This is a genomic window from Actinopolyspora lacussalsi (assembly GCA_030803735.1).
In the GTDB taxonomy this organism is placed as follows: domain Bacteria; phylum Actinomycetota; class Actinomycetes; order Mycobacteriales; family Pseudonocardiaceae; genus Actinopolyspora; species Actinopolyspora lacussalsi.
Window position 1 is genome coordinate 4,980,525 of the sequence record JAURUC010000001.1, and the last position, 18,249, is coordinate 4,998,773.

General features: G+C 67.7%; 17 protein-coding genes. 10 read left to right on the top strand and 7 right to left on the bottom strand.

Annotation, left to right across the window (positions count from 1 at the left end):
- Positions 1-2: 2 nt before the first annotated feature.
- A complete protein-coding gene (gene fdhD, locus J2S53_RS22275; RefSeq protein WP_456242626.1) occupies positions 3-845 on the bottom strand; it encodes a formate dehydrogenase accessory sulfurtransferase FdhD in 843 nt (280 codons plus the stop codon).
- 159 nt (positions 846-1,004) lie between these two features.
- Complete coding sequence (locus J2S53_RS22280; protein ID WP_130466660.1) at positions 1,005-1,361, bottom strand: peptidoglycan-binding domain-containing protein; 357 nt, start codon at positions 1,359-1,361, stop codon at positions 1,005-1,007.
- Between the two features lie 263 nt (positions 1,362-1,624).
- Here J2S53_RS22280 and J2S53_RS22285 point away from each other — a divergent pair, with 263 nt between their 5' ends.
- The gene (locus J2S53_RS22285; RefSeq protein WP_456242627.1) at positions 1,625-2,302 is read left to right on the top strand and encodes an AMIN-like domain-containing (lipo)protein; all 678 of its coding nucleotides are present in this window, start codon (positions 1,625-1,627) and stop codon (positions 2,300-2,302) included.
- Positions 2,303-2,576: 274 nt separating this feature from the next.
- Here J2S53_RS22285 and J2S53_RS22290 read toward each other — a convergent pair whose 3' ends face one another.
- Entirely contained in the window at positions 2,577-3,038 is a 462-nt protein-coding gene (locus J2S53_RS22290; protein ID WP_456242628.1) for an Imm1 family immunity protein, read from the bottom strand.
- 175 nt (positions 3,039-3,213) lie between these two features.
- Positions 3,214-3,534 carry a hypothetical protein gene (locus J2S53_RS22295; protein ID WP_456242629.1) on the bottom strand — a complete coding sequence of 107 codons (321 nt, stop codon included), beginning with the start codon at positions 3,532-3,534 and terminating at the stop codon, positions 3,214-3,216.
- Positions 3,535-3,665: 131 nt separating this feature from the next.
- On the opposite strand from J2S53_RS22295, the gene J2S53_RS22300 reads away from it, so the two are divergent.
- Genes J2S53_RS22300 through J2S53_RS22310 form a run of 3 tightly spaced genes read left to right on the top strand, consistent with a single transcriptional unit; the run spans position 3,666 to position 5,011 of the window.
- Positions 3,666-4,571 carry a helix-turn-helix domain-containing protein gene (locus tag J2S53_RS22300; RefSeq protein WP_456242630.1) on the top strand — a complete coding sequence of 302 codons (906 nt, stop codon included), beginning with the start codon at positions 3,666-3,668 and terminating at the stop codon, positions 4,569-4,571.
- Complete coding sequence (locus J2S53_RS22305) at positions 4,568-4,792, top strand: DUF397 domain-containing protein (protein WP_092975602.1); 225 nt, start codon at positions 4,568-4,570, stop codon at positions 4,790-4,792. The genes J2S53_RS22300 and J2S53_RS22305 overlap by 4 nt, the downstream gene beginning before the upstream one ends.
- Before the next feature lie 9 nt (positions 4,793-4,801).
- A complete protein-coding gene (locus J2S53_RS22310; protein ID WP_456242631.1) occupies positions 4,802-5,011 on the top strand; it encodes a DUF397 domain-containing protein in 210 nt (69 codons plus the stop codon).
- Positions 5,012-5,118: 107 nt separating this feature from the next.
- Here the strand turns inward: J2S53_RS22310 and J2S53_RS22315 are convergent, their stop codons facing one another.
- Together J2S53_RS22315 and J2S53_RS22320 are read right to left on the bottom strand one after the other, a co-directional pair.
- Positions 5,119-5,580 carry a DUF6247 family protein gene (locus tag J2S53_RS22315; RefSeq protein ID WP_092975593.1) on the bottom strand — a complete coding sequence of 154 codons (462 nt, stop codon included), beginning with the start codon at positions 5,578-5,580 and terminating at the stop codon, positions 5,119-5,121.
- A gap of 173 nt (positions 5,581-5,753) precedes the next feature.
- Entirely contained in the window at positions 5,754-6,431 is a 678-nt protein-coding gene (locus J2S53_RS22320; protein ID WP_456242632.1) for a maleylpyruvate isomerase family mycothiol-dependent enzyme, read from the bottom strand.
- Between the two features lie 88 nt (positions 6,432-6,519).
- Here J2S53_RS22320 and J2S53_RS22325 point away from each other — a divergent pair, with 88 nt between their 5' ends.
- The 3 genes from J2S53_RS22325 to J2S53_RS22335 are packed head-to-tail and all read left to right on the top strand — an operon-like array spanning position 6,520 to position 11,053.
- The gene (locus tag J2S53_RS22325) at positions 6,520-9,168 is read left to right on the top strand and encodes a valine--tRNA ligase (RefSeq protein WP_456242633.1); all 2,649 of its coding nucleotides are present in this window, start codon (positions 6,520-6,522) and stop codon (positions 9,166-9,168) included.
- A gap of 56 nt (positions 9,169-9,224) precedes the next feature.
- Entirely contained in the window at positions 9,225-10,592 is a 1,368-nt protein-coding gene (folC, locus tag J2S53_RS22330) for a bifunctional tetrahydrofolate synthase/dihydrofolate synthase (RefSeq protein WP_456242634.1), read from the top strand.
- Positions 10,589-11,053: a DUF4233 domain-containing protein gene (locus tag J2S53_RS22335; RefSeq protein ID WP_456242635.1), complete on the top strand. Its 465-nt coding sequence runs from the start codon at positions 10,589-10,591 to the stop codon at positions 11,051-11,053. Before folC ends, J2S53_RS22335 begins: the two co-directional genes overlap by 4 nt.
- 193 nt (positions 11,054-11,246) lie before the next feature.
- On the opposite strand, the gene J2S53_RS22340 is transcribed toward J2S53_RS22335, so the two are convergent.
- Positions 11,247-12,347 carry a zinc-binding dehydrogenase gene (locus J2S53_RS22340; protein ID WP_456242636.1) on the bottom strand — a complete coding sequence of 367 codons (1,101 nt, stop codon included), beginning with the start codon at positions 12,345-12,347 and terminating at the stop codon, positions 11,247-11,249.
- Positions 12,348-12,556: 209 nt separating this feature from the next.
- On the opposite strand from J2S53_RS22340, the gene ndk reads away from it, so the two are divergent.
- The 3 genes from ndk to J2S53_RS22355 all read left to right on the top strand — a co-directional run bounded on the left by ndk (position 12,557) and on the right by J2S53_RS22355 (position 17,801).
- Positions 12,557-12,973 carry a nucleoside-diphosphate kinase gene (gene ndk, locus J2S53_RS22345; protein ID WP_092975575.1) on the top strand — a complete coding sequence of 139 codons (417 nt, stop codon included), beginning with the start codon at positions 12,557-12,559 and terminating at the stop codon, positions 12,971-12,973.
- Positions 12,970-13,506 carry a GNAT family N-acetyltransferase gene (locus tag J2S53_RS22350; RefSeq protein ID WP_456242637.1) on the top strand — a complete coding sequence of 179 codons (537 nt, stop codon included), beginning with the start codon at positions 12,970-12,972 and terminating at the stop codon, positions 13,504-13,506. The genes ndk and J2S53_RS22350 overlap by 4 nt, the downstream gene beginning before the upstream one ends.
- A 998-nt stretch (positions 13,507-14,504) precedes the next feature.
- Positions 14,505-17,801 (top strand): translation initiation factor IF-2 N-terminal domain-containing protein, encoded by a 3,297-nt coding sequence (locus J2S53_RS22355; RefSeq protein WP_456242638.1) that lies wholly within the window; start codon positions 14,505-14,507, stop codon positions 17,799-17,801.
- The last annotated feature ends 448 nt before the right edge of the window (positions 17,802-18,249 follow it).

The following is an 18,249-nucleotide window of genomic DNA, read 5'->3' on the forward strand; positions in this document are numbered from 1 at the left end:
GCTCACTCTTCGGGTGATCCGGTTCCCGACAGCCTGTCCGGTCGGGTGTAGACGTTCATCGAGGACCCGCGCAGGAAGCCGATCAGGGTGATGCCCTGTTCCTCGGCCAGTTCGGCTGCCAGCGAGGAGGGTGCGGAAACGGCCGCGATCGTCGGGATGCCCGCCATCGCGGCCTTCTGCACCAGTTCGAACGAGGCGCGGCCCGACAGCATCAGCACGTGCCCCCGCAGTGGTGTGCGGCCGTCCAGCAGCGCCCAGCCGAGTACCTTGTCCACCGCGTTGTGCCTGCCCACGTCCTCCCGGGCCGCCAACAGTTCGCCCGCCGTGTCGAACAGTCCCGAGCCGTGCAGCCCGCCGGTGGTGTCGAACACGCGTTGCGCCGCCCGCAGTTTCTCCGGCAGCTCGACCAGCGTTTCCGTGCTGACTCGTGAGTCGTCGGATTCCGGCGGGTGCGCGCTGCGGAGCCTTACCGCGTCGAGTGCGGCCTTGCCGCAGACTCCGCAGGACGAGGTGGTGTAGAAGTTGCGCTCCACCGAGTTGTCCGGTCGAGGGACGTGGGGAGCCAGCTGGACGTCGAGCACGTTGTAGGTGTTGCGACCATCGGGACCGGGGCTGTCGCAGTAGCGCGCCGCCGCGACGTCCTGCCGCGCGGTGATGACGCTCTCGGTCAGCAGGAAACCGTGGGTGAGTTCCACGTCGTGACCGGGGGTGCGCATGGTCACGGTCAGTGGTTTGCCGTCCAGCCGGATCTCCAGCGGCTCCTCGGCGGCCAGCGTGTCGGGGCGGGTGGTCTCGCCGTTCGGGCCGATGCGCCGCACCGGCCTGCGTACCGTGATCCGTCCCATGCGGGTGGGCCTCCCAGCCAGCTCTCCGAGTCGTCACCGGCGTCGTGGAGGCACAGCATAACTCCCACGTCGTTCACGCGGCGTGTCCGAGGCAGGCCGGGCGGACGCTGCGGGGGAGTTCACCGGGAGCGTTCGTGCGGAACGCTCCCGGCGCACTGATCACCAGGTGCAGAAACCGAGCTGTCCCCAGGTCTCGGGGCCGGTGATCCCGTCGACCTGCAGGCCGTACCAGCTCTGGAAGTTGATCACCGCTGCCTCGGTCTTGGGACCGTAGGCACCGTCCACGAACAGGTCCGGCCCCTTGACCTCGTAGGAGTAGTCGTTCAAAGCGCGCTGCAACGCGACGATCATCTCGGCGTTGTCGCCACGTGAAAAGGTGGGCGGGCACTGCGCGACGGCTGTCGTCCGAGCAGCGCTCTGCCGGGACTCCTCGGAGCTTTGCGCGGCGGCGGTAGCGGTGGCGGGCGCGAGGACCAGCAGCGGCAGCATGATCGCGAGCGACAGGATTCGTCTCATCGGTTCTCCCAGTGAAGTCGAGATTCCGCTCGGTACTGACGATCAGTCGAGCGGACTCGAACTCTAGCGAGCGGGGTGTCGGAGCGGCTCCGCCGTTCGGCCTATTCGACGCGTTCGGGTCGGGGCGAGTCCTGACCGAAAGTCCCCGATACCGGGGTGTCGTTCTTCCGCTCCCGCCGGATCGCTCGCAACCTGTCGGAACGATCGGGCGTCCCACGGAATGTCAGAGCGACGCGGTGAGATCACTTGGAAGGGTGAGGGAGATGCGACGTCGTGGTGCACGGATGCTGCTGACGGGCGCGGCGGTAGCACTGGTGCTGCCGCTGGCCGGATGCGCCTCGGACTCGGCGTCCTCCTCAGGAGTCACGGATGCCGAGACCAGCGGCTCCACCGAGGCAGGCAGCGTGAGCTCGGACGGTGACAGCGCGGAGAGTACCGCCACCGATGTCGTCGACAGCTTTTCCGACGGCCGTTCCACGGCCGCGGACTCCGGCGGTTCGAGTGACGGGTCGAATTCCGGAGCCGGTGGGGATTTCGCAGAGCTGACCGGTTTGGACGCCAAGGAAGGCGAGGATGCTTCCGCGCGGGTCGTCTTTCGCTTCGACGGTGTCGGTGGCAGCAGCGAGTTGCCGAGTCATCGGGTGAAGTACCTCGACGGCTATCCGAAGGCTCCCGGCTCGGGCAAACCGGTGGAGATGTCCGGGCAGAACTTCCTAGGCGTGACCTTCACGCACGCCACTGCTGCCGGTGCGCTGCGCGAGGCGGTCGAGCCCGAGCTGCCCACTGTGGCCGAGGTGCGCTACCTGGGCGGTTTCGAGAAGGTGCAGGAAGCCGCGATCGGGATCGCCAGCTGCCACGGCACGCCGACCAAACCCGAGTACGACGTCCGCGAGGCCGACACCGCCATCGTCGTGGAGGTCGACGCAGCCGACTGTTCGTGAAGAGGGGCGGTTCGCGGATCGCGGCGTGACCGCGAGGCGTCCGCTACGCAGTCTTACTGGACGCCGTTGCCGACCGGATCCGTTACTGGGATCGGTTCCTGGGGTGAGCGCAAGACTTCGGAAGGGCTTGGCCAGGGGTCTTTGGGAGGGCACTCATCGGGCTTGTTGCCGGGTAGGCCCGGCGGCTACCCGATGACATCGATCTGTCTGTTGAGGTGTGGGACCGACGACCGGTAGTCGGTCCGGGAACGACTCGTCTTGCTCGGCTCGCGTTTCAGACGAGTGTTCCCTGCCGCCAGGTCACGCATGTTGGCCTCGTGCCGTTTTCCGCGAATTCGCGGACTGCTCGTGCGACGGTGTCCACCGGGAGAGCGGCGTCGGTTTTGAACCGGCTGCCGCTGTGGGGCGAGTACAGCAGCCCCGGGCTGTGCTCGGAGCCGGAGGCTTCCCAGGACTCGATCGTCGTTCCGTCGGTCCGGATGTAGTTGACCGCGCCGACGCCGTCGTGCGGCTGGACGCTGACGTGTAGCCACCCGATCGGAAGCTGCTGCTCGTCCTCATCCTCCTCGCCGTCCACATCGCCGGGATACAGGTCCGCGATGACGTGGGGGTCCCCCACGGTTCCGACCGGATAGTCCTCGGGAGCCGAGAGCAGTTTTTCGATTACGCGTTCGAGTTCGTCGGACGTATCGGCAACGAGTCGGGTGGGAACACGTTCGATGAATGCGCTGATCATGTCGCCTCGATGTCCCTAGATTACCGTCGGTTCCGCTCGTTCTGCTTCGCGTGCCGAATGCGGGGCTGGTTACCGGTGAACCAACCCGGCGATCTCCGCTGTTTCAGCGCCGCCGGGTGGTCCGGTTTCTTCGTAGGGGTCGGACTCTCGGTGCGTAAGGTGCTCCCGCCGATTTTCACTCGGTCAGGTTGGTTTCCTCGGGCCAGACCAGCACGACGTCACGGATGATGCCGAACATGCGTCGCGCCCCTTCGGCCGAGCCGCAGTGAGCGAGCACGTGGCCGTCGGCCCGGAACACGTTGGCGCTCCCACCCACTTTCACACCCCAGGCGTACAGCTCCAGCTCGCCGGACTCGGGGTCGGTTCTCTCCAGCAGGGCGAACACCTTCGGGCAGCATTCGAGGTCTATGGATTCCGCCAGTGATGTGGTCTCGCCCGTTCCTGCCGTGACCTCCTGCGAGGAGTGGCTCGTGCTCTCATCGGATCCGGATAGCATCGCAATCTCCCGCTCTGTATCTGTACTAACACTGCGTGCAACAGTTAGCGTGCATGTGGACGTCCATTTTTAAAAGTGAACGTCCACATGAACACTCGAACGGACGAAGGCGGTTGAAACGTGAGGCTGCGATGACACATGAGGCTCAGGCAACGGGCTCGATGGTTCGACGATGGCAACTCGCCGAGACACTGCGCAGAGCTCGTGAAGAGGCAGGCTTCACCCACGATCAGGTGATCGCCGAACTGCGGAAGATGCCGGGTAAGTGGTCACGACCGAAGTTGTCCCGTATCGAAAACAGTGCGCAAGGGATCAAAGCTCGTGAGGTGGAACAGCTGCTGGATCTCTACGGGGTGGCTGACAGTTCGGTTCGTGACTGGTTGCTTGAGCTCGCTACTACGGCGCGTACACGAGGATGGTCTGTTGACATTCGTAAGAACCTTCCGGAGGACTTTCAGACCTTCTTCAACATGGAAGGTGAACTCGTCGCCCTACGACAGTTCGAAACCCTGCTGGTCCCCGGCTTGCTACAGACTCCCGAGTACGCACGAGCCATCATCAGCAGCGTCAATCCTGGCCTTATCGAAGATGAAGTAGAGCGCCGGGTGACTGCCCGCGTAGCACGTCAGCGTGTGTTGGAGCGTGCCCATCCGCCGCAGTTGCACACGATCATCGACGAAGCTCTGCTCGACAGGCCCGTAGGACCGCTCGCCGTTATGCGTGCTCAACTTGTCCATCTCAACGAGGTAGCCGAGCGGACGAACGTCACCTTGCAGGTACTACCGAAGAGTTCCGGGGCGAGTCCCGCTTTGGAAGGGCCTTTCTCGGTGCTCACGCCACCAGCACCGATGCCGGATATCGGTTACTCGGAAGGCCCTGGACGTGCTGTCTACATAGAGGATCGTGATGACGTGAGATCTTACACCTTGCGCTTCGGTACCCTTACCGAACAGGCACTTTCCGCGGACGATTCACGTAAGAGGATTGAGCAGGCGATACTTCGCTGTAGTCCGCACTCGAAGGAGACACACCAGTGAGCGACATCGAGAACTCCTTGTTGACAGCATGGCGAAAGAGCAGCCGTTCCGGGGGTGGAGGCACTGGCGGCGGCAACTGCGTCGAGGTCGCCTTCGGCAAAGATTTCACCGCTGTGCGGGACTCCAAATCACCCGATGCGGGCGTGCTCGCGGTTCCGGCTGTGCAGTGGCGATCCTTCTTGGACAAGGTGCACAGTGGTCACTACGGAAGCGGTAGCTGAGGAGTGGTGGTGCTTAGAACGCGGAACTCGGCTGGTCTTGTTTGGCGTAAGAGCAGCCGCTCCGGAGGTGCTGGCAGCGGCAGTGGCAACTGTGTCGAGGTCGCCTTCGGTGAGGGTTTCGCCGCTGTGCGGGACTCGAAATCACCCGACGCGGGTGTGCTCGCGGTGCCCGCCGCCCAGTGGCGGTCCTTCCTGGTGAGTGTCCGTGGCGAGGCGTAAGGGTAATCGCACCCTTCTTCCGGGGTCCTGTCCGGAACCGAGGAAGCGAGCCGAGACCGAGGTGCCGACTGTCGAGAAGCTGTTTCCACCGTTCCGTTTGACGGGCATCAGTGTTCGGTCTCGGGAGGCGGAACGGCACCGTGGTCCTCCTCCAGCGGATCGGAAAGAGCGCGGTGCAGCTCGGGATCGGCGTGCACGGCCGCCGTGGCGCGCCACTCGCGGATGGTCTGAGCGAGCACGTTCCAGCGTTCGAGTTCGGCAGCCGTCTCGAACGCCCTGGTGAACTCGGTGGCGAACCGGTGGCGATCCTCTTCCGGCAGTACATCGGTCCACGGAAAGGTCTCGGCGAGCATCTCGGCGATCCCGGCGGAGTCCAGGTGGTGCAGCATGCTGCGCATCGCCCGCGCCGCGGTGGCCGCGCCCTCGGTTGCCACCGCCACGTCCTCCTCCTGCAACAGCAGTAACGGTGCCCGGCCTCTTCTACGGACTCGAACTGCCCCCTGCTCGGCACGTTCCGCCACGGAACGCGGATCGCGTTGCAGTTCGCTCCACTGAACTTCGGTAGTCACATTCGAATTATGAATTAATTCTGAACTCGCGGCAAGTTGTGGCCACGATCGAGCGGCGAGAGTCCGGAGCGGCGGGGAGCCGCGCTTGCGGCCGGGCGTCAATTTCTCGCGAAAATCGCCGTGCGGGTCACGGCCAGGAGCGCGCGCTCAGTAGTTCACGGCCGGGAAGCCGATCACGGCCAGGGCCCCAGCTCGGGCAGCGGTCCGTCGCCGCTCGGGAGCCGCTGCAGGGTCCGGCCCGCCAGCCAGCACGCCAGTGAGGCGCCGGAGCCCTCGATCTTCCGCGTCGGCGAGTCGCCGATCTCCCAGGTGCGCTCCAGATCGCTGGGAGCGAGCACGACCCCGCTGCCCTCCAGCCGCGGCAGCAGGAAGTCGATGGTGTGCTCGCAGAACTCCGGCGACCACTCCAGCTCGGTGTGGCCCAGGTCCAGATCCACCGTGTGGATCTCCAGCTCGCGCCACCGGCACGACACCAGGCCCGCCACCGTGCCGTCGCGGAGCCGCACCGGCCGCTGCCAGTCCTGCTCGGACACCGAGTCCCAGACGATCTCCAGCTGTGCGTGGGCGGTTGCGGTCTGCTGCACCAGCCCGATCGCGTCCTGCGCGGCGTCGCGCTCGATCGCCTCGTCGCGGTCACCGTCCGGATACGGGTCGACCAGCTCGCCGCGCCCGGCGGCGCTGGTCATGTTCGCCAGTGCGATCGCGTTGTGGGCGAGGTGCGCCACCACGTGGGCGCGCGACCACCCGGGCAACCCGGAGGGTTCGCGGAGATCACTGGTCTCCAACTCGCTGACCAGGTCAAGCAGTCTGTGGTGACCCTCCCGGACGGGGTCGAGACCGGCTTCGTCCATGGTTCGCAGGCCGCCTTCCCACGCTCGGTTCCGCCGTTGAAGCCTAGCACCGTACAAGGATGCCCGACGGGGTTCGTAGAATCCCGGTGTGACACAGACCAGCCCAGCACAGCCCCGTGAACTTCCGTCGACCTGGAACCCGGCCGACGTAGAGGCCGAGCTGTATCAGCGCTGGGTAGACGCCGGATACTTCACCGCTGACGCGAACAGCGACCGCCCGCCGTTCTCGATCGTCATCCCCCCGCCGAACGTCACCGGCAGCCTGCACATCGGTCACGCGTTCGAGCACACCCTGATGGATCTGCTCACGCGACGTCGCAGGATGCAGGGCTACGAGGCTCTCTGGCTGCCCGGCATGGACCACGCCAGCATCGCGGTGCAGGCGCTGGTCGAGCGACAGCTGCAGCAGGAGGGCATCGACCATCGCGAGCTCGGCCGGGAGGGCTTCCTGGAACGGGTCTGGCAGTGGAAGGAACAGCACGGCGGTTCGATCCTGTCCCAGATGCGTCACCTCGGTGACGGGGTGGACTGGACCCGCGAGCGGTTCACCATGGACTCCGGACTCTCCCGCGCCGTCGACACGATGTTCAAGCGGCTCTACGACGACGGGCTGATCTACCGCGCCGAACAGCTGGTCAACTGGTCGCCGGAGATGCGTACCGCCATCTCCGACATCGAGGTCGAACACCGCGAGGTCGAGGGCGAGCTCGTCACCATGCGCTACGGCGACGGGGACTCGGCGCTCGAGGTGGCCACCACCCGGGTGGAGACCATGCTCGGTGACACGGCGGTCGCGGTGCATCCCGACGACGAGCGCTACCGCCACCTGATCGGTACCGAGATCGAGCTCCCGCTGACCGGACGCGGGATCCCGATCGTGGCCGACGAGCACGTCGACCCGGAGTTCGGCAGCGGCGCCGTCAAGGTGACCCCGGCGCACGACCCGAACGACTTCGAGATCGGCCGCAGGCACGATCTGCCCATGCCGACGATCATGGACGAACGCGGGCGCATCGCCGGAACCGGCACCCGGTTCGACGGCATGGACCGGTTCGAGGCCCGCGTCGCCGTGCGGGAGGCCCTGCGCGAGCAGGACCGCATCGTCGCGGAGAAGCGCCCCTACACCCACAGCGTGGGCCACAGCTCGCGCTCCAAGGAACCGATCGAGCCGCGGCTTTCCATGCAGTGGTTCGTCAAGGTCGGCCCGCTGGCGAAGGCCGCCGGTGACGCGGTGCGCGACGGTCGGGTCGAGGTGCACCCGCCGGAACTGGCCAAGCGCTACTTCGACTGGATCGACAACCTGCACGACTGGGCCATCTCCAGGCAGATGTGGTGGGGCCACCGCATCCCCATCTGGTACGGGCCGGGGGGCGAGGTCGTCTGCGTCGGCCCGGACGAGCAGCCGCCCACCGGCGAGGGGTGGCACCAGGACGAGGACGTGCTCGACACCTGGTTCTCCTCCGGGCTGTGGCCGTTCTCCACCCTGGGGTGGCCGGACGACACCGCCGACCTGCGCAAGTTCTACCCCACCAGCGTGCTGGTCACCGGCTACGACATCCTGTTCTTCTGGGTGGCGCGGATGATGATGCTGGGGCTCTACGGCATGTCCGACCGCGAGCCGGAGCAGGCCGTGCCGTTCCGCCGGATCGCGCTGCACGGCATCGTGCGGGACAAGCACGGCAAGAAGATGTCGAAGTCCTCCGGCAACACCGTGGACCCGTTGCAGTGGATCGAGACCTACGGCACCGACGCCGTGCGGTTCACGCTCGCGAGGGGAGCCAACCCCGGTGCCGACGCGCCGATGAGCGACGAGTGGGTCGCCGGGGCGCGCAGCTTCGTGACCAAGCTGTTCAACGCCACCAAGTTCGCCCTCGGCAAGGACGCCCACGTCCCCGAGCGGCTGCCGGAGCGCGCCGAGCTCACCGACGCCGACCGCTGGATCCTGGACCGGGCGGACGCGTTGATCACCGAGGTGGACGAGCTGCTGGAGGACTTCCAGTTCGCCAAGTCGGTCGAGGCGCTCTACCACTTCACCTGGGACGAGTTCTGCGACTGGTACGTGGAGCTGTCCAAGGTCCAGCTGGACGAGGGCGGACGGCGCGCCGAGGCCACCCGAGAGGTGCTCGGCCACGTGCTCGACGTCCTGCTGCGGCTGCTGCACCCCACGGTCCCGTTCGTGACCGAGGCGCTGTGGACGGCGCTGACCGGTCGGGAGTCGGTCGTCATCGCCGACTGGCCCACCCCGACACGGCAGCCTGCCGACACCGCGGCGGCCGAGCGGATCGACGCGGTTCGCTCGCTGGTCACCGAGATCCGCAGGTTCCGGGCGGATCAGGGCGTCAAACCCAACCAGAAGGTCGCGGCCGAACTGGACGGTTTGCCCGGGGTGGGCATCGCCGAGCACGAGGCGGCGATCCGTGCGCTGGTCAAGCTCACCGAACCGGGGGAGGAGTTCAACACGTCCTCGGAACTGCAGGTCGGCCTGGCCGGCGGCGACGTGGCCGTGCGGCTGGACCTGTCGGGGACGGTGGACGTCGCGGCGGAGCGCAAGCGCCTGAACAAGGACCTCGAGGCCGCCGAGAAGGAACTCGCCGGTACCGAGCAGAAGCTGAACAACCCCTCGTTCACCGAGAAGGCACCCGACGAGGTCGTGGACAAGATCCGCACGCGGCGCGCCAACGCGCTCGCCGAGATCGAACGAATCAACACCCGGCTGGAATCGCTTCCGGGGGCGTGACCGTGTCCGGTGCGGCCGTCGAGCGAGACGGCCGCACCTGGGAGGAGAGTGAATTGGTGGCCGACTCCGAGCCCGGCAACCTGCAGGAACTGCGGGTCGTCGAGTCCGAGCTCAACGAGCGCTGGCCCGAAACCAAGATCGAGCCCACGCTGGACCGGATCAGGGCGCTGACCGATCTGCTCGCCGAGCCGCAGCGTGGCTACCCGGTCGTGCACGTAGGGGGGACCAACGGCAAGTCCTCCACCGCCCGTATGGTCGACGCGCTGCTCAGCCGCATCGGCCTGCGGGTCGGTCGCTACAGCAGCCCGCACCTGCAGCTGGTCACCGAGCGCATCAGCATCGACGGCGCCCCGATCAGCCCGGCCGGTTACGTCGAGGCCTACCGCGACATCGCGCCGTACGTATCCATCGTGGACTCCAACAGCGAGGTCCCGATGAGCAAGTTCGAGGTGCTGACCGGCATGGCCTTCGCCGCGTTCGCCGAGGCCCCGGTGGAGACGGCCGTGCTGGAGGTCGGCATGGGAGGCGGCTGGGACGCCACCAACGTCGCCGACGCCCAGGTCGCGGTGCTGTGCCCGATCTCGCTGGACCACGCCGAGTACCTCGGCAACGACGTGGCGGGCATCGCCGAGGAGAAGGCGGGAATCATCAAGGAGGGGTCGGTGGTGGTGCTGGCCTCGCAGACCCCCGAGGCGCAGGAGCCGATCCTGCGACGGGTGGCCGAGGTCGACGCCACCGTGGCCCGCGCGGGACACGAGTTCGGCGTGCTGGAGCGCTCCGTGGCCGTCGGCGGCCAGATGCTGCGGTTGCAGGGACTGGGAGGCGTCTACGAGGACGTTTTCCTGCCCGTGCACGGTGAGCACCAGGCACACAACGCGGCGCTGGCGCTGGCTTCCGTGGAGGCGTTCTTCGGCGCCGGTTCGGAGCGGCAGCTCGACATCGAGCAGGTCAGGGACGCCTTCGCCGAGGTGATCACCCCCGGCAGGCTGGAGCGGGTGCGCTCGGCCCCCAGCGTGCTGGTCGACGCCGCGCACAACCCCCACGGCGCGCGTGCGCTGGCCGACGCCGTCAGCTCCGAGTTCTCGTTCCGGCGGCTGATCGGCGTGGTCGGTGTCATGGCCGACAAGGACGCCAGGGGTATCCTGGCGGAACTGGAACCGGTGGTCGAGGAGCTCGTCGTCACCCGCAACTCCGCGCCGCGGTCCATGGATCCGGACGACCTGGCGGCGCTGGCCGAGGAGCTCTTCGGCAGGGATCGGGTCCACACCGAGCCGAGGCTGGACGACGCGGTCGCCTCGGCGATCGGCCTCGCCGAGCACACCACCGATCCGAGCGAGTCCATCTCGGGGGCGGGAATCGTGATCACCGGTTCGGTGGTCACCGCGGGCGAGGCCCGCGCCCTGTTCGGCAAGGAGCCCACGTGAGCGACCAGCGTGATTCCCACGGCGAGGACTCCGGGCGGCGTCGGTCGGGACTTCCCGAGGCGCCGCCCGAGGTGCGCGATCCCTGGAAGGGACTGCGCGGCATCATGGCGGGCACGCTGGTGCTGGAGTTCATCGTGTTCGGCCTGGCGCTGCCGGTGGTCTGGCAGCTCGGTTCGGGAGTGAGCAGCGCCGGGTTCGTCGTGGTCGCGGTGCTGACCGTGCTGCTGCTGCTGGCGAGCGGGGTGCAGGGCCGTCGGTGGGGGCTCGGCGTGGCGCTGGCGCTGCAGCTGTGCCTGATCGGTTGCTACTTCGTGCACCCGGCGGTGGGGATCATGGGAGTGGTCTTCGCGCTCATCTGGGGCTACATCCTGTACGTGCGGCACGACGTGGCCAAGCGGATGCGGGAGGGGCGGTTGGCCGACCAGCTCGGCCACCCGCCCGGCTACCCACCGCCGGAGTGAGGCCGCTCGCCGTCGTGCCGCCCAGAGATTCGTCCGACGGCCTTCCTCGGATCTCGCTCGTTCTAGCGATGCGCACCACTGCGCATGGCGGCCATGCTCGGTGACTACTCGATGTTGGGGCACCCGCAGCGAGAGCCGTGCGAGAGGTTCCGCCACTTCATGCACCTTGACAGGCCGAAACCAGAAACTCCGATTACGCCACGTCGATCACGGCCCGCCCGCGAATCTCCCCCCGGTCCAGCGCGGCGAACGCCTCGGCCGCCTGATCCAGCGGGTAGTGCTCGCTGATCGCGTCCTGCGGCCGCAGCAGTCCACGGGCCACCAGATCCAGCAGCACCGGCATGTCCCTGCGGGGTTTGGCGCCGTAGGAGCCCTTGACCTGCAGTTTGCGTCGGGCGATGGTGCCCAGGTTCAGCTCTCCCGTGTCACCGGGCGGCGCGATGCCCACCACGACGACCTGGCCGCCCTCGACCACCGAGTCCCGCGCCACCTCGAAGGTCCGGGACGAGCCCAGTGCCTCGAAGGCGACGTCCACACCGCGTCCACCGGTGAGTTCGCGGACCGCCGTCGCCGGGTCCGTCTCGGTCGAGTTGACCGTGCTGGTGGCGCCGAGCTCCCGAGCCGCCTCCAGCTTCTCCGCCGCGACGTCCACCGCGATGATCTCGGCGGCCCCGAAGACCCGCGCCAGCTGGATCAGCGCCGATCCCACGCCTCCGGCAGCGACCACGGCCACCGTGTCGCCCACCCGCACGTCAGCGGCGTGTCGCAGCGCCCCGTAGGCGGTCATGGTCGAACAGCCGACAGCCGCCACGTCCGTCAGCTCCACACCGTCCGGCACCCGGTACACCGAGGTGGCGGGGGTGACCGCGCGTTGGGCCAGCCCACCCATCGAGTACATCCACACCGGTTCGCCGCCACCGCGCGAGAGCCTGGTCCGCCCGTCGTAGAGCTGCCCCTTGGCGCGGTTGTAGGCGAAGAACTCCAGGCAGATCTCCTCGTTGCCCGCCGCGCACTGCGCGCACCTGCCGCACGGCATGATGAAGCTGGTGACCACGCGGTCACCGACCTCCAGACCGCTGACCGAACTTCCCAGCTCGCTGATCACCCCGGCGACCTCGTGGCCGAGCACCGCGGGGGTGGGAAACGGCAACTCGCCCTTCAGCACATGCAGGTCCGAGTGGCACGCACCGCAGGAAGTCACGTCGATGGCAACCTCACCCTCGGCGGGACGCTCTGCTTCGATCTCCTCGATCCGCAGCGGTTCGTTCGCTGCGGTGTGTACGGCGGCGCGCATGCGGGGCTCCTCATCACTCGGCGACAGACCAGCCGGTCGGTATGCTTGACCAGAAGCTATCGTGCGAACGAATCGCGGACCAGACTTGACAGTGGGGGAGCTACCCACCCCATCGGTAGCGCACCGGTTGCGAATACCCTTGACAACGTAAGCATCGACCGTTGTCGACCGGGCCCGCGACGGCCCCAGCAAACCAAGGAGAACACCCGTTGAGCGAGCGCACTCTCGTCCTCGTCAAACCCGATGGCGTCGAGCGAGGCCTGGTCGGTGAGGTGATCAGCCGAATCGAGCGCAAGGGGCTCAAGCTGGTCGCGCTCGAAATGCGCCAGGTCGACCAACAACTCGCCGAGCAGCACTACGCCGAGCACGACGGCAAGCCCTTCTTCGGTTCGCTGCTGGAGTTCATCATGTCGGGGCCCGTGGTGGCCGCCGTTGTGGAGGGCCCCAAGGCCGTCGCCGCTTTCCGGCAGCTCGCCGGCGGCACCGACCCGGTGGAAAAGGCCGAGGCGGGCAGTCTGCGCGGCGACTACGGGCTGGAAGTGCAGTACAACCTGGTGCACGGTTCCGACTCCGCAGAGTCGGCTGAGCGCGAGCTCAAGCTGTGGTTCCCGGACCTGTCGGCATGACCGAAGCGGAGTTCATCAGCGGCCCCCATCGGGTGGACCAGCCGCATCCCGAGCTGGCGCAGGCACTGGCCGATCTGCTGGGGCGGGTCACCGTGGCAGGCGGTGCCACCGGTTTCACCGCGGATGCCGAGCTGGAGACGCTGACCACGACCGCGCAGGAGATCGTCGACGACGCTTCCACCAGGCCGAAACGACGCCACGTGCTCACGGCGGGCAAGCAGCACACCCTCGCCGGTGCGGTGGTGCTGCGGCCGGGAGAACTCCCGGTGGAGCGGCACCGGGCCGAGCTGGAGTGGTTGCTGGTCGATCCGCAGGTGGTCGAGCGTGGCATCGGTGCACAGCTGCTGGACGCCGCCGAGTCGCACGCCCGTGCGCTGGGGACAACCCGGTTGCAGCTGCGGATGCGTTCGGCCCCCGACTCCGAGGGCTTCTACACCGAGCGGGGTTGGACCGAGCGTGGTCGCTGGCCCGGCTCGTTGCTCGTGGGGGAAGGTGAACCGAGGGACGAGGTCTGGTTGACTCGCGACCTCTGATCGGACGTTCCGAGCGACCTGGTCCGTCCCATCGTGCGGGACGGCCCCTCGGGTGTGGCGGAGTGGTCGGTTTCGGATCCGCCGGGGCAGCCGGGCCTCGCGGTTCGAACGCCTCCGAAGCCGTCCGAAACGCTGCCTTCGAAGCGGCCGTGTGCCCCCGGCCTAGGCTGTAGGGTGCGGGGTGCCTCCCGAGCGGTTTCGGCGGGGCGGACCTTCGATCGGACTACGGAGGAAACGCTGAGTCACTACCAGGCCGCGGCCGTGGCGCCGCGGAGAGCTCTTGACCGGAGCTTCGGACGTGATCAGTCACGGTTCGTCTCGCATCGTGATCCGGCGCGTACTTTCGAGCACGCGTTACCCGGCTCCGTGAGCCGGTCGGCACCCCGCCGGTCCGCTCACGGGTACCGGTTTCCCGGCCGTCGCAGCGGGTAGCCGAGCGGCGGTGGAAGTATGTCGTCACGAGTGGCGACGTGTTGTGAAACCCGTGGCACGGTGGTGGTCTGCCGATCCACGGCTTTTCCGGGCGAGGTGTTCGGCTGAACGCGGTGCGTGACCGTTTTTCGGTTGACGCCCCACAGACGGACGATTGCCCGGATCGCGCGAGACAATATGGGATAATCGTAATGGTCGTACGGCATGCTACTCCGGTCGTGCGACCCGACGACGTACTCGACGCCCTTCGCGTCGTCGCCGACTTGCCCGTGCCGGGGGTTGCGCGAGCCACACGGTTGGCGCAGGGTCGGCCCGACGGAGGAGGCGCGATCGCCGAACCGCTGTCCGAGGACAGGGCGGCGGCCGGATCTCGACAGGTGGATCTCACCCTAGGGTGACGGATTCGGCGGGGGCGCCGTCGACCCACCGTGCGGTTCCTGGGTTCGGACCAGGGAAGCAGGGGGAGCGAACAGAATTACCGCCACCAGTGGCGGAGGGCAGCGAACGTATGCAGACCCTCGTGCGGCCGCGTCCGCGTCGGACGCGCCCGGGGGCGAAGGAGCTGAATGTTGAACAGGGAGACGTCCGCTGGTAACTCCAGCGGATCTTCGGCTACATCGGAGCAGCAGGAGCGGGCACAGGGCGAATCCGCTCACCGGACTTTCGAGATGCCCGCCAAGCTGCGGGTACACGCGCTGGCCAAGATGCTGGGGGCCACCAGCCGCGAGGTCATAGCCACACTCGGTGAACTCGGTGAGTCCGTGCGCAGTGCGCAGTCCAATATCACCCGGGATGTCGCGCTCAACGTGGTGCGCTCGTTGCGTCCGGACCGGATCCAGTCCGAGTCGGAGGGGAGATCCGAACAGCGGGCCACCGACGAGCGGGTCACGACGTCGGACGCCGGGGGCGGCCATTCGGCGGGTGGTTCCGGTTCCCGGCAGTCGAGTGCGTCCGAGGCGCGGTCCGCCACGGGCACGTCGACGACGGACCAGGGGTCGGCAACCGACAGCGGTGAGGATGCGGCAGTGAAGAGCGGCACCGCCTCCGACGAGGTGCGGACGGGTAGTGACAGCGGTTCCGACGGGGTCGCCGCCACCGGCGACGATACTTCGGACAACAGTGCGTTCGCGCCGGCCTTCGCGGCCCCGCAGGCGATGTTCCTGGCTCCGTCCGAGACGGGCTCGTCGTCGCGGTCGGAATCCGCGGAATCCGCAACCGAGGCCGTGACGGAGGCAGCGGAGCCCTCCTCGGACTCCGACGGGACGCCTTCGGAGGAGGAGCAGTCCGAGAGCGTCGCCACGCGCCGTCGGCGGCGTCGGGGCAGGCGTGGTCGTGGTCGTGGGCGCGGCGGTGAGGGCGACTCCGAGGGTTCCGCCGACTCCGAGGACTCGGGTTCCGAGTCCGGCGCGGAAGTCGAGACCACGGCCGAACCGGACAACGTCGAGAAATCCTCCCGGGGATCCAAGAAGGACAAGAAGAGCAAGAAGGACAAGAAGGACAAGTCCGCGGAGGGTGAGAACAAGTCCAGCGGTCAGCGGAGCGGGGGATCCCGTGGCTCCGGCTCGGAGGAACCGGCCGAGACGAGCGAGCGGGAAGCCGAACGTTCCGGTGCGGTGGACGAGGACACCGACTCCGGCAGTGGTGGCGCCGGCAGCAAGCGCAGACGACGCAGGCGCCGCAAGTCCTCGGGTGAGTCCGAGAACGTGGCCAGCCGGGACGACGATCCGCCGAACACCGTCGTGCACGTGCGCGAGACCGCGCCCGACAACTCCCGGCAGGACGCGGAGGACGAGGTCCGCTCCGTCAAGGGCTCCACCCGGCTGGAGGCCAAGCGCCAGCGGCGCAGGGACGGCAGGGAAGCGGGCCGCAAACGTGCTCCGGTGCTGTCCGAGTCCGAGTTCCTGGCACGCAGGGAGTCGGTCGACCGCAAGATGGTCGTGCGTGAGAACGAGGGACAGACCCAGGTCGCCGTCCTGGAGGACGACGTCCTGGTCGAGAACTTCGTGACCTCCTCCGGCAGTGGCTCACTGGTCGGTAACGTCTACCTGGGGCGCGTGCAGAACGTGCTGCCGAGCATGGAGGCCGCGTTCGTCGACATCGGCAGGGGCCGTAACGCGGTGCTCTACGCCGGTGAGGTCGACTGGGAATCCGCCGGGCTGGCAGGCAAGTCCCGCCGGATCGAGCAGGCTCTCTCCACGGGCGACAGCGTGTTGGTGCAGGTCACCAAGGATCCGCTGGGGCACAAGGGCGCCAGGCTGACCACCCAGGTCAGCCTTCCGGGACGTTTCCTGGTGTACGTGCCGGGCGGCGGCGCCACCGGTATCAGCCGCAAACTGCCGGACAACGAGCGCAAGCGGCTCAAGGACATCCTCAAGCGGATCGTCCCCGAGGACTCGGGCGTGATCATCCGTACCGCCTCGGAAGGAACCAGCGAGCAGGCGCTGGACCGGGACGTTCGTCGGCTGCAGGCGCAGTGGGAGGACATCCGGGACAAGGCCGAGGCCTCCGGAGCGCAGGCCCCGCAGCTGCTCTACGCCGAACCGGACCTGCTGATCAAGGTGGTTCGGGACCTGTTCACCGAGGACTTCTCCTCGCTGGCGGTGCAGGGCGGCCAGGCGTGGGAAACGATCGAGGCCTACGTCAAGCACGTGGCACCGGATCTGATGACCCGGCTGAGCAAGCACGTCGGCACCAAGGACGTCTTCACCGAGTACCGGATCGACGAGCAGATCTCCAAGGCGCTCGACCGCAAGGTCTGGTTGCCTTCCGGGGGATACCTGGTGGTCGACCGCACCGAGGCGATGACCGTCATCGACGTCAACACCGGCAAGTTCACCGGTTCCGGCGGAAATCTCGAGGAGACGGTGACCCGCAACAACCTGGAGGCCGCCGAGGAGATCGTGCGTCAGCTCAGGTTGCGCGACATCGGTGGCATCATCGTCATCGACTTCATCGACATGGTCCTGGAGGCCAACCGTGATCTGGTGCTGCGCAGGCTGACCGAGTGCCTCGGCCGGGACCGGACCCGGCATCAGGTCGCCGAGGTGACCTCGCTCGGTCTGGTGCAGATGACCCGCAAGCGGGTCGGTACGGGTCTGCTGGAGGCCTACAGCAGTACCTGTGAGCACTGCCGTGGTCGCGGTGTCCTCGTTTCCACGGAACCGATCGATCACAGTCAGCACGTCACGGCCACGAGCGGCTCCCGCCGGGGTAAGCAGCGCAACAAGTCGGGTCAGCAGGCCGAGAGCACCGGTGAGGTGACGGAATCCGCTCGTGCGGAGACCACGGCGGCCGAGAGCGAGACCACCCGTGCCGACGGTGACAACGGATCCGACTCCCGTTCCCGTCGACGTCAGCGACGTCAGAACGGTTCGGGCAACGCGGATCAGGCGGTGCCTCGGACCGCCGAGGCCACCAAGGACGTCGTGGCCGAGCAGCCTGCCAAGTCGGCTGCCAAACCGGCTTCCAACGGAAGTGCGCGCTCGTCGGAATCCTCGGCTGCTCCGGAGACCTCGGCTGCGCCGGTGGCTCAGCGGACCGCCGCTGCCGAGCCAGCCGCCGAGCCAACCGCCGGCAAGCTCGGAGCGGACGGTGCCACTTCGGACAAGACCGCTCAGCACGAAACCGAACCGGCTCAGCGGGGCAGGCGCAAGGCCAGCAGGCCGACCGGTATCACCGGCACGGCCCCACAGCCTGTCGTGCTGGATCCCGCGGAGCGGACCGAGGGCAACGTCTCCGAACCCGCCGGCTCCACGAGTTCCACGGCGGTTTCCGCCGGTCCGGTACAACGTTCGTCCCGGCGTGCGGCCGGACGTGCGGCCGGACCTCCCGCGGAGGCGGGGACGGGCTCCGAGTCGGAGTGATACCGATCCTGTCGTTTCGTGACGGGTCGTAGCGGAGTGTTGTCGTCCCGGTTCGCCGGGACATCCGGTTGGCGGATCCTCCCGCCCGCGCTCGCAGGGTGGGACCGACATCGAGTGGACAGCTGTACCACGTCGGTCCTTCCCCGGGAGAAGGCGAGGCGGGAGCCCCACCACCACGTCGCGTGCCCGTTACCGTCCGGGCGCCGACCCGAGGCCGACGATGGGCCGACTTGAGGGGCGTTCTTCGGTGGTCGGGCACGTCTGAGAACATCTGCGAGCCGGTGTTCCGACCGGTTCGCCGGTAGCCACCGGCCGTTGGACGGTGGCGCGGAAACACCCGCGGTGTTCGGACGGTGCTTTCGGGCAGGTCCGACATTTCGTTTATCGCGCGTGGAGTTCGGTCTGCCCGTTCGGCACGTCGCGGGTGTTGGTTCTTCCCGAATCGGGA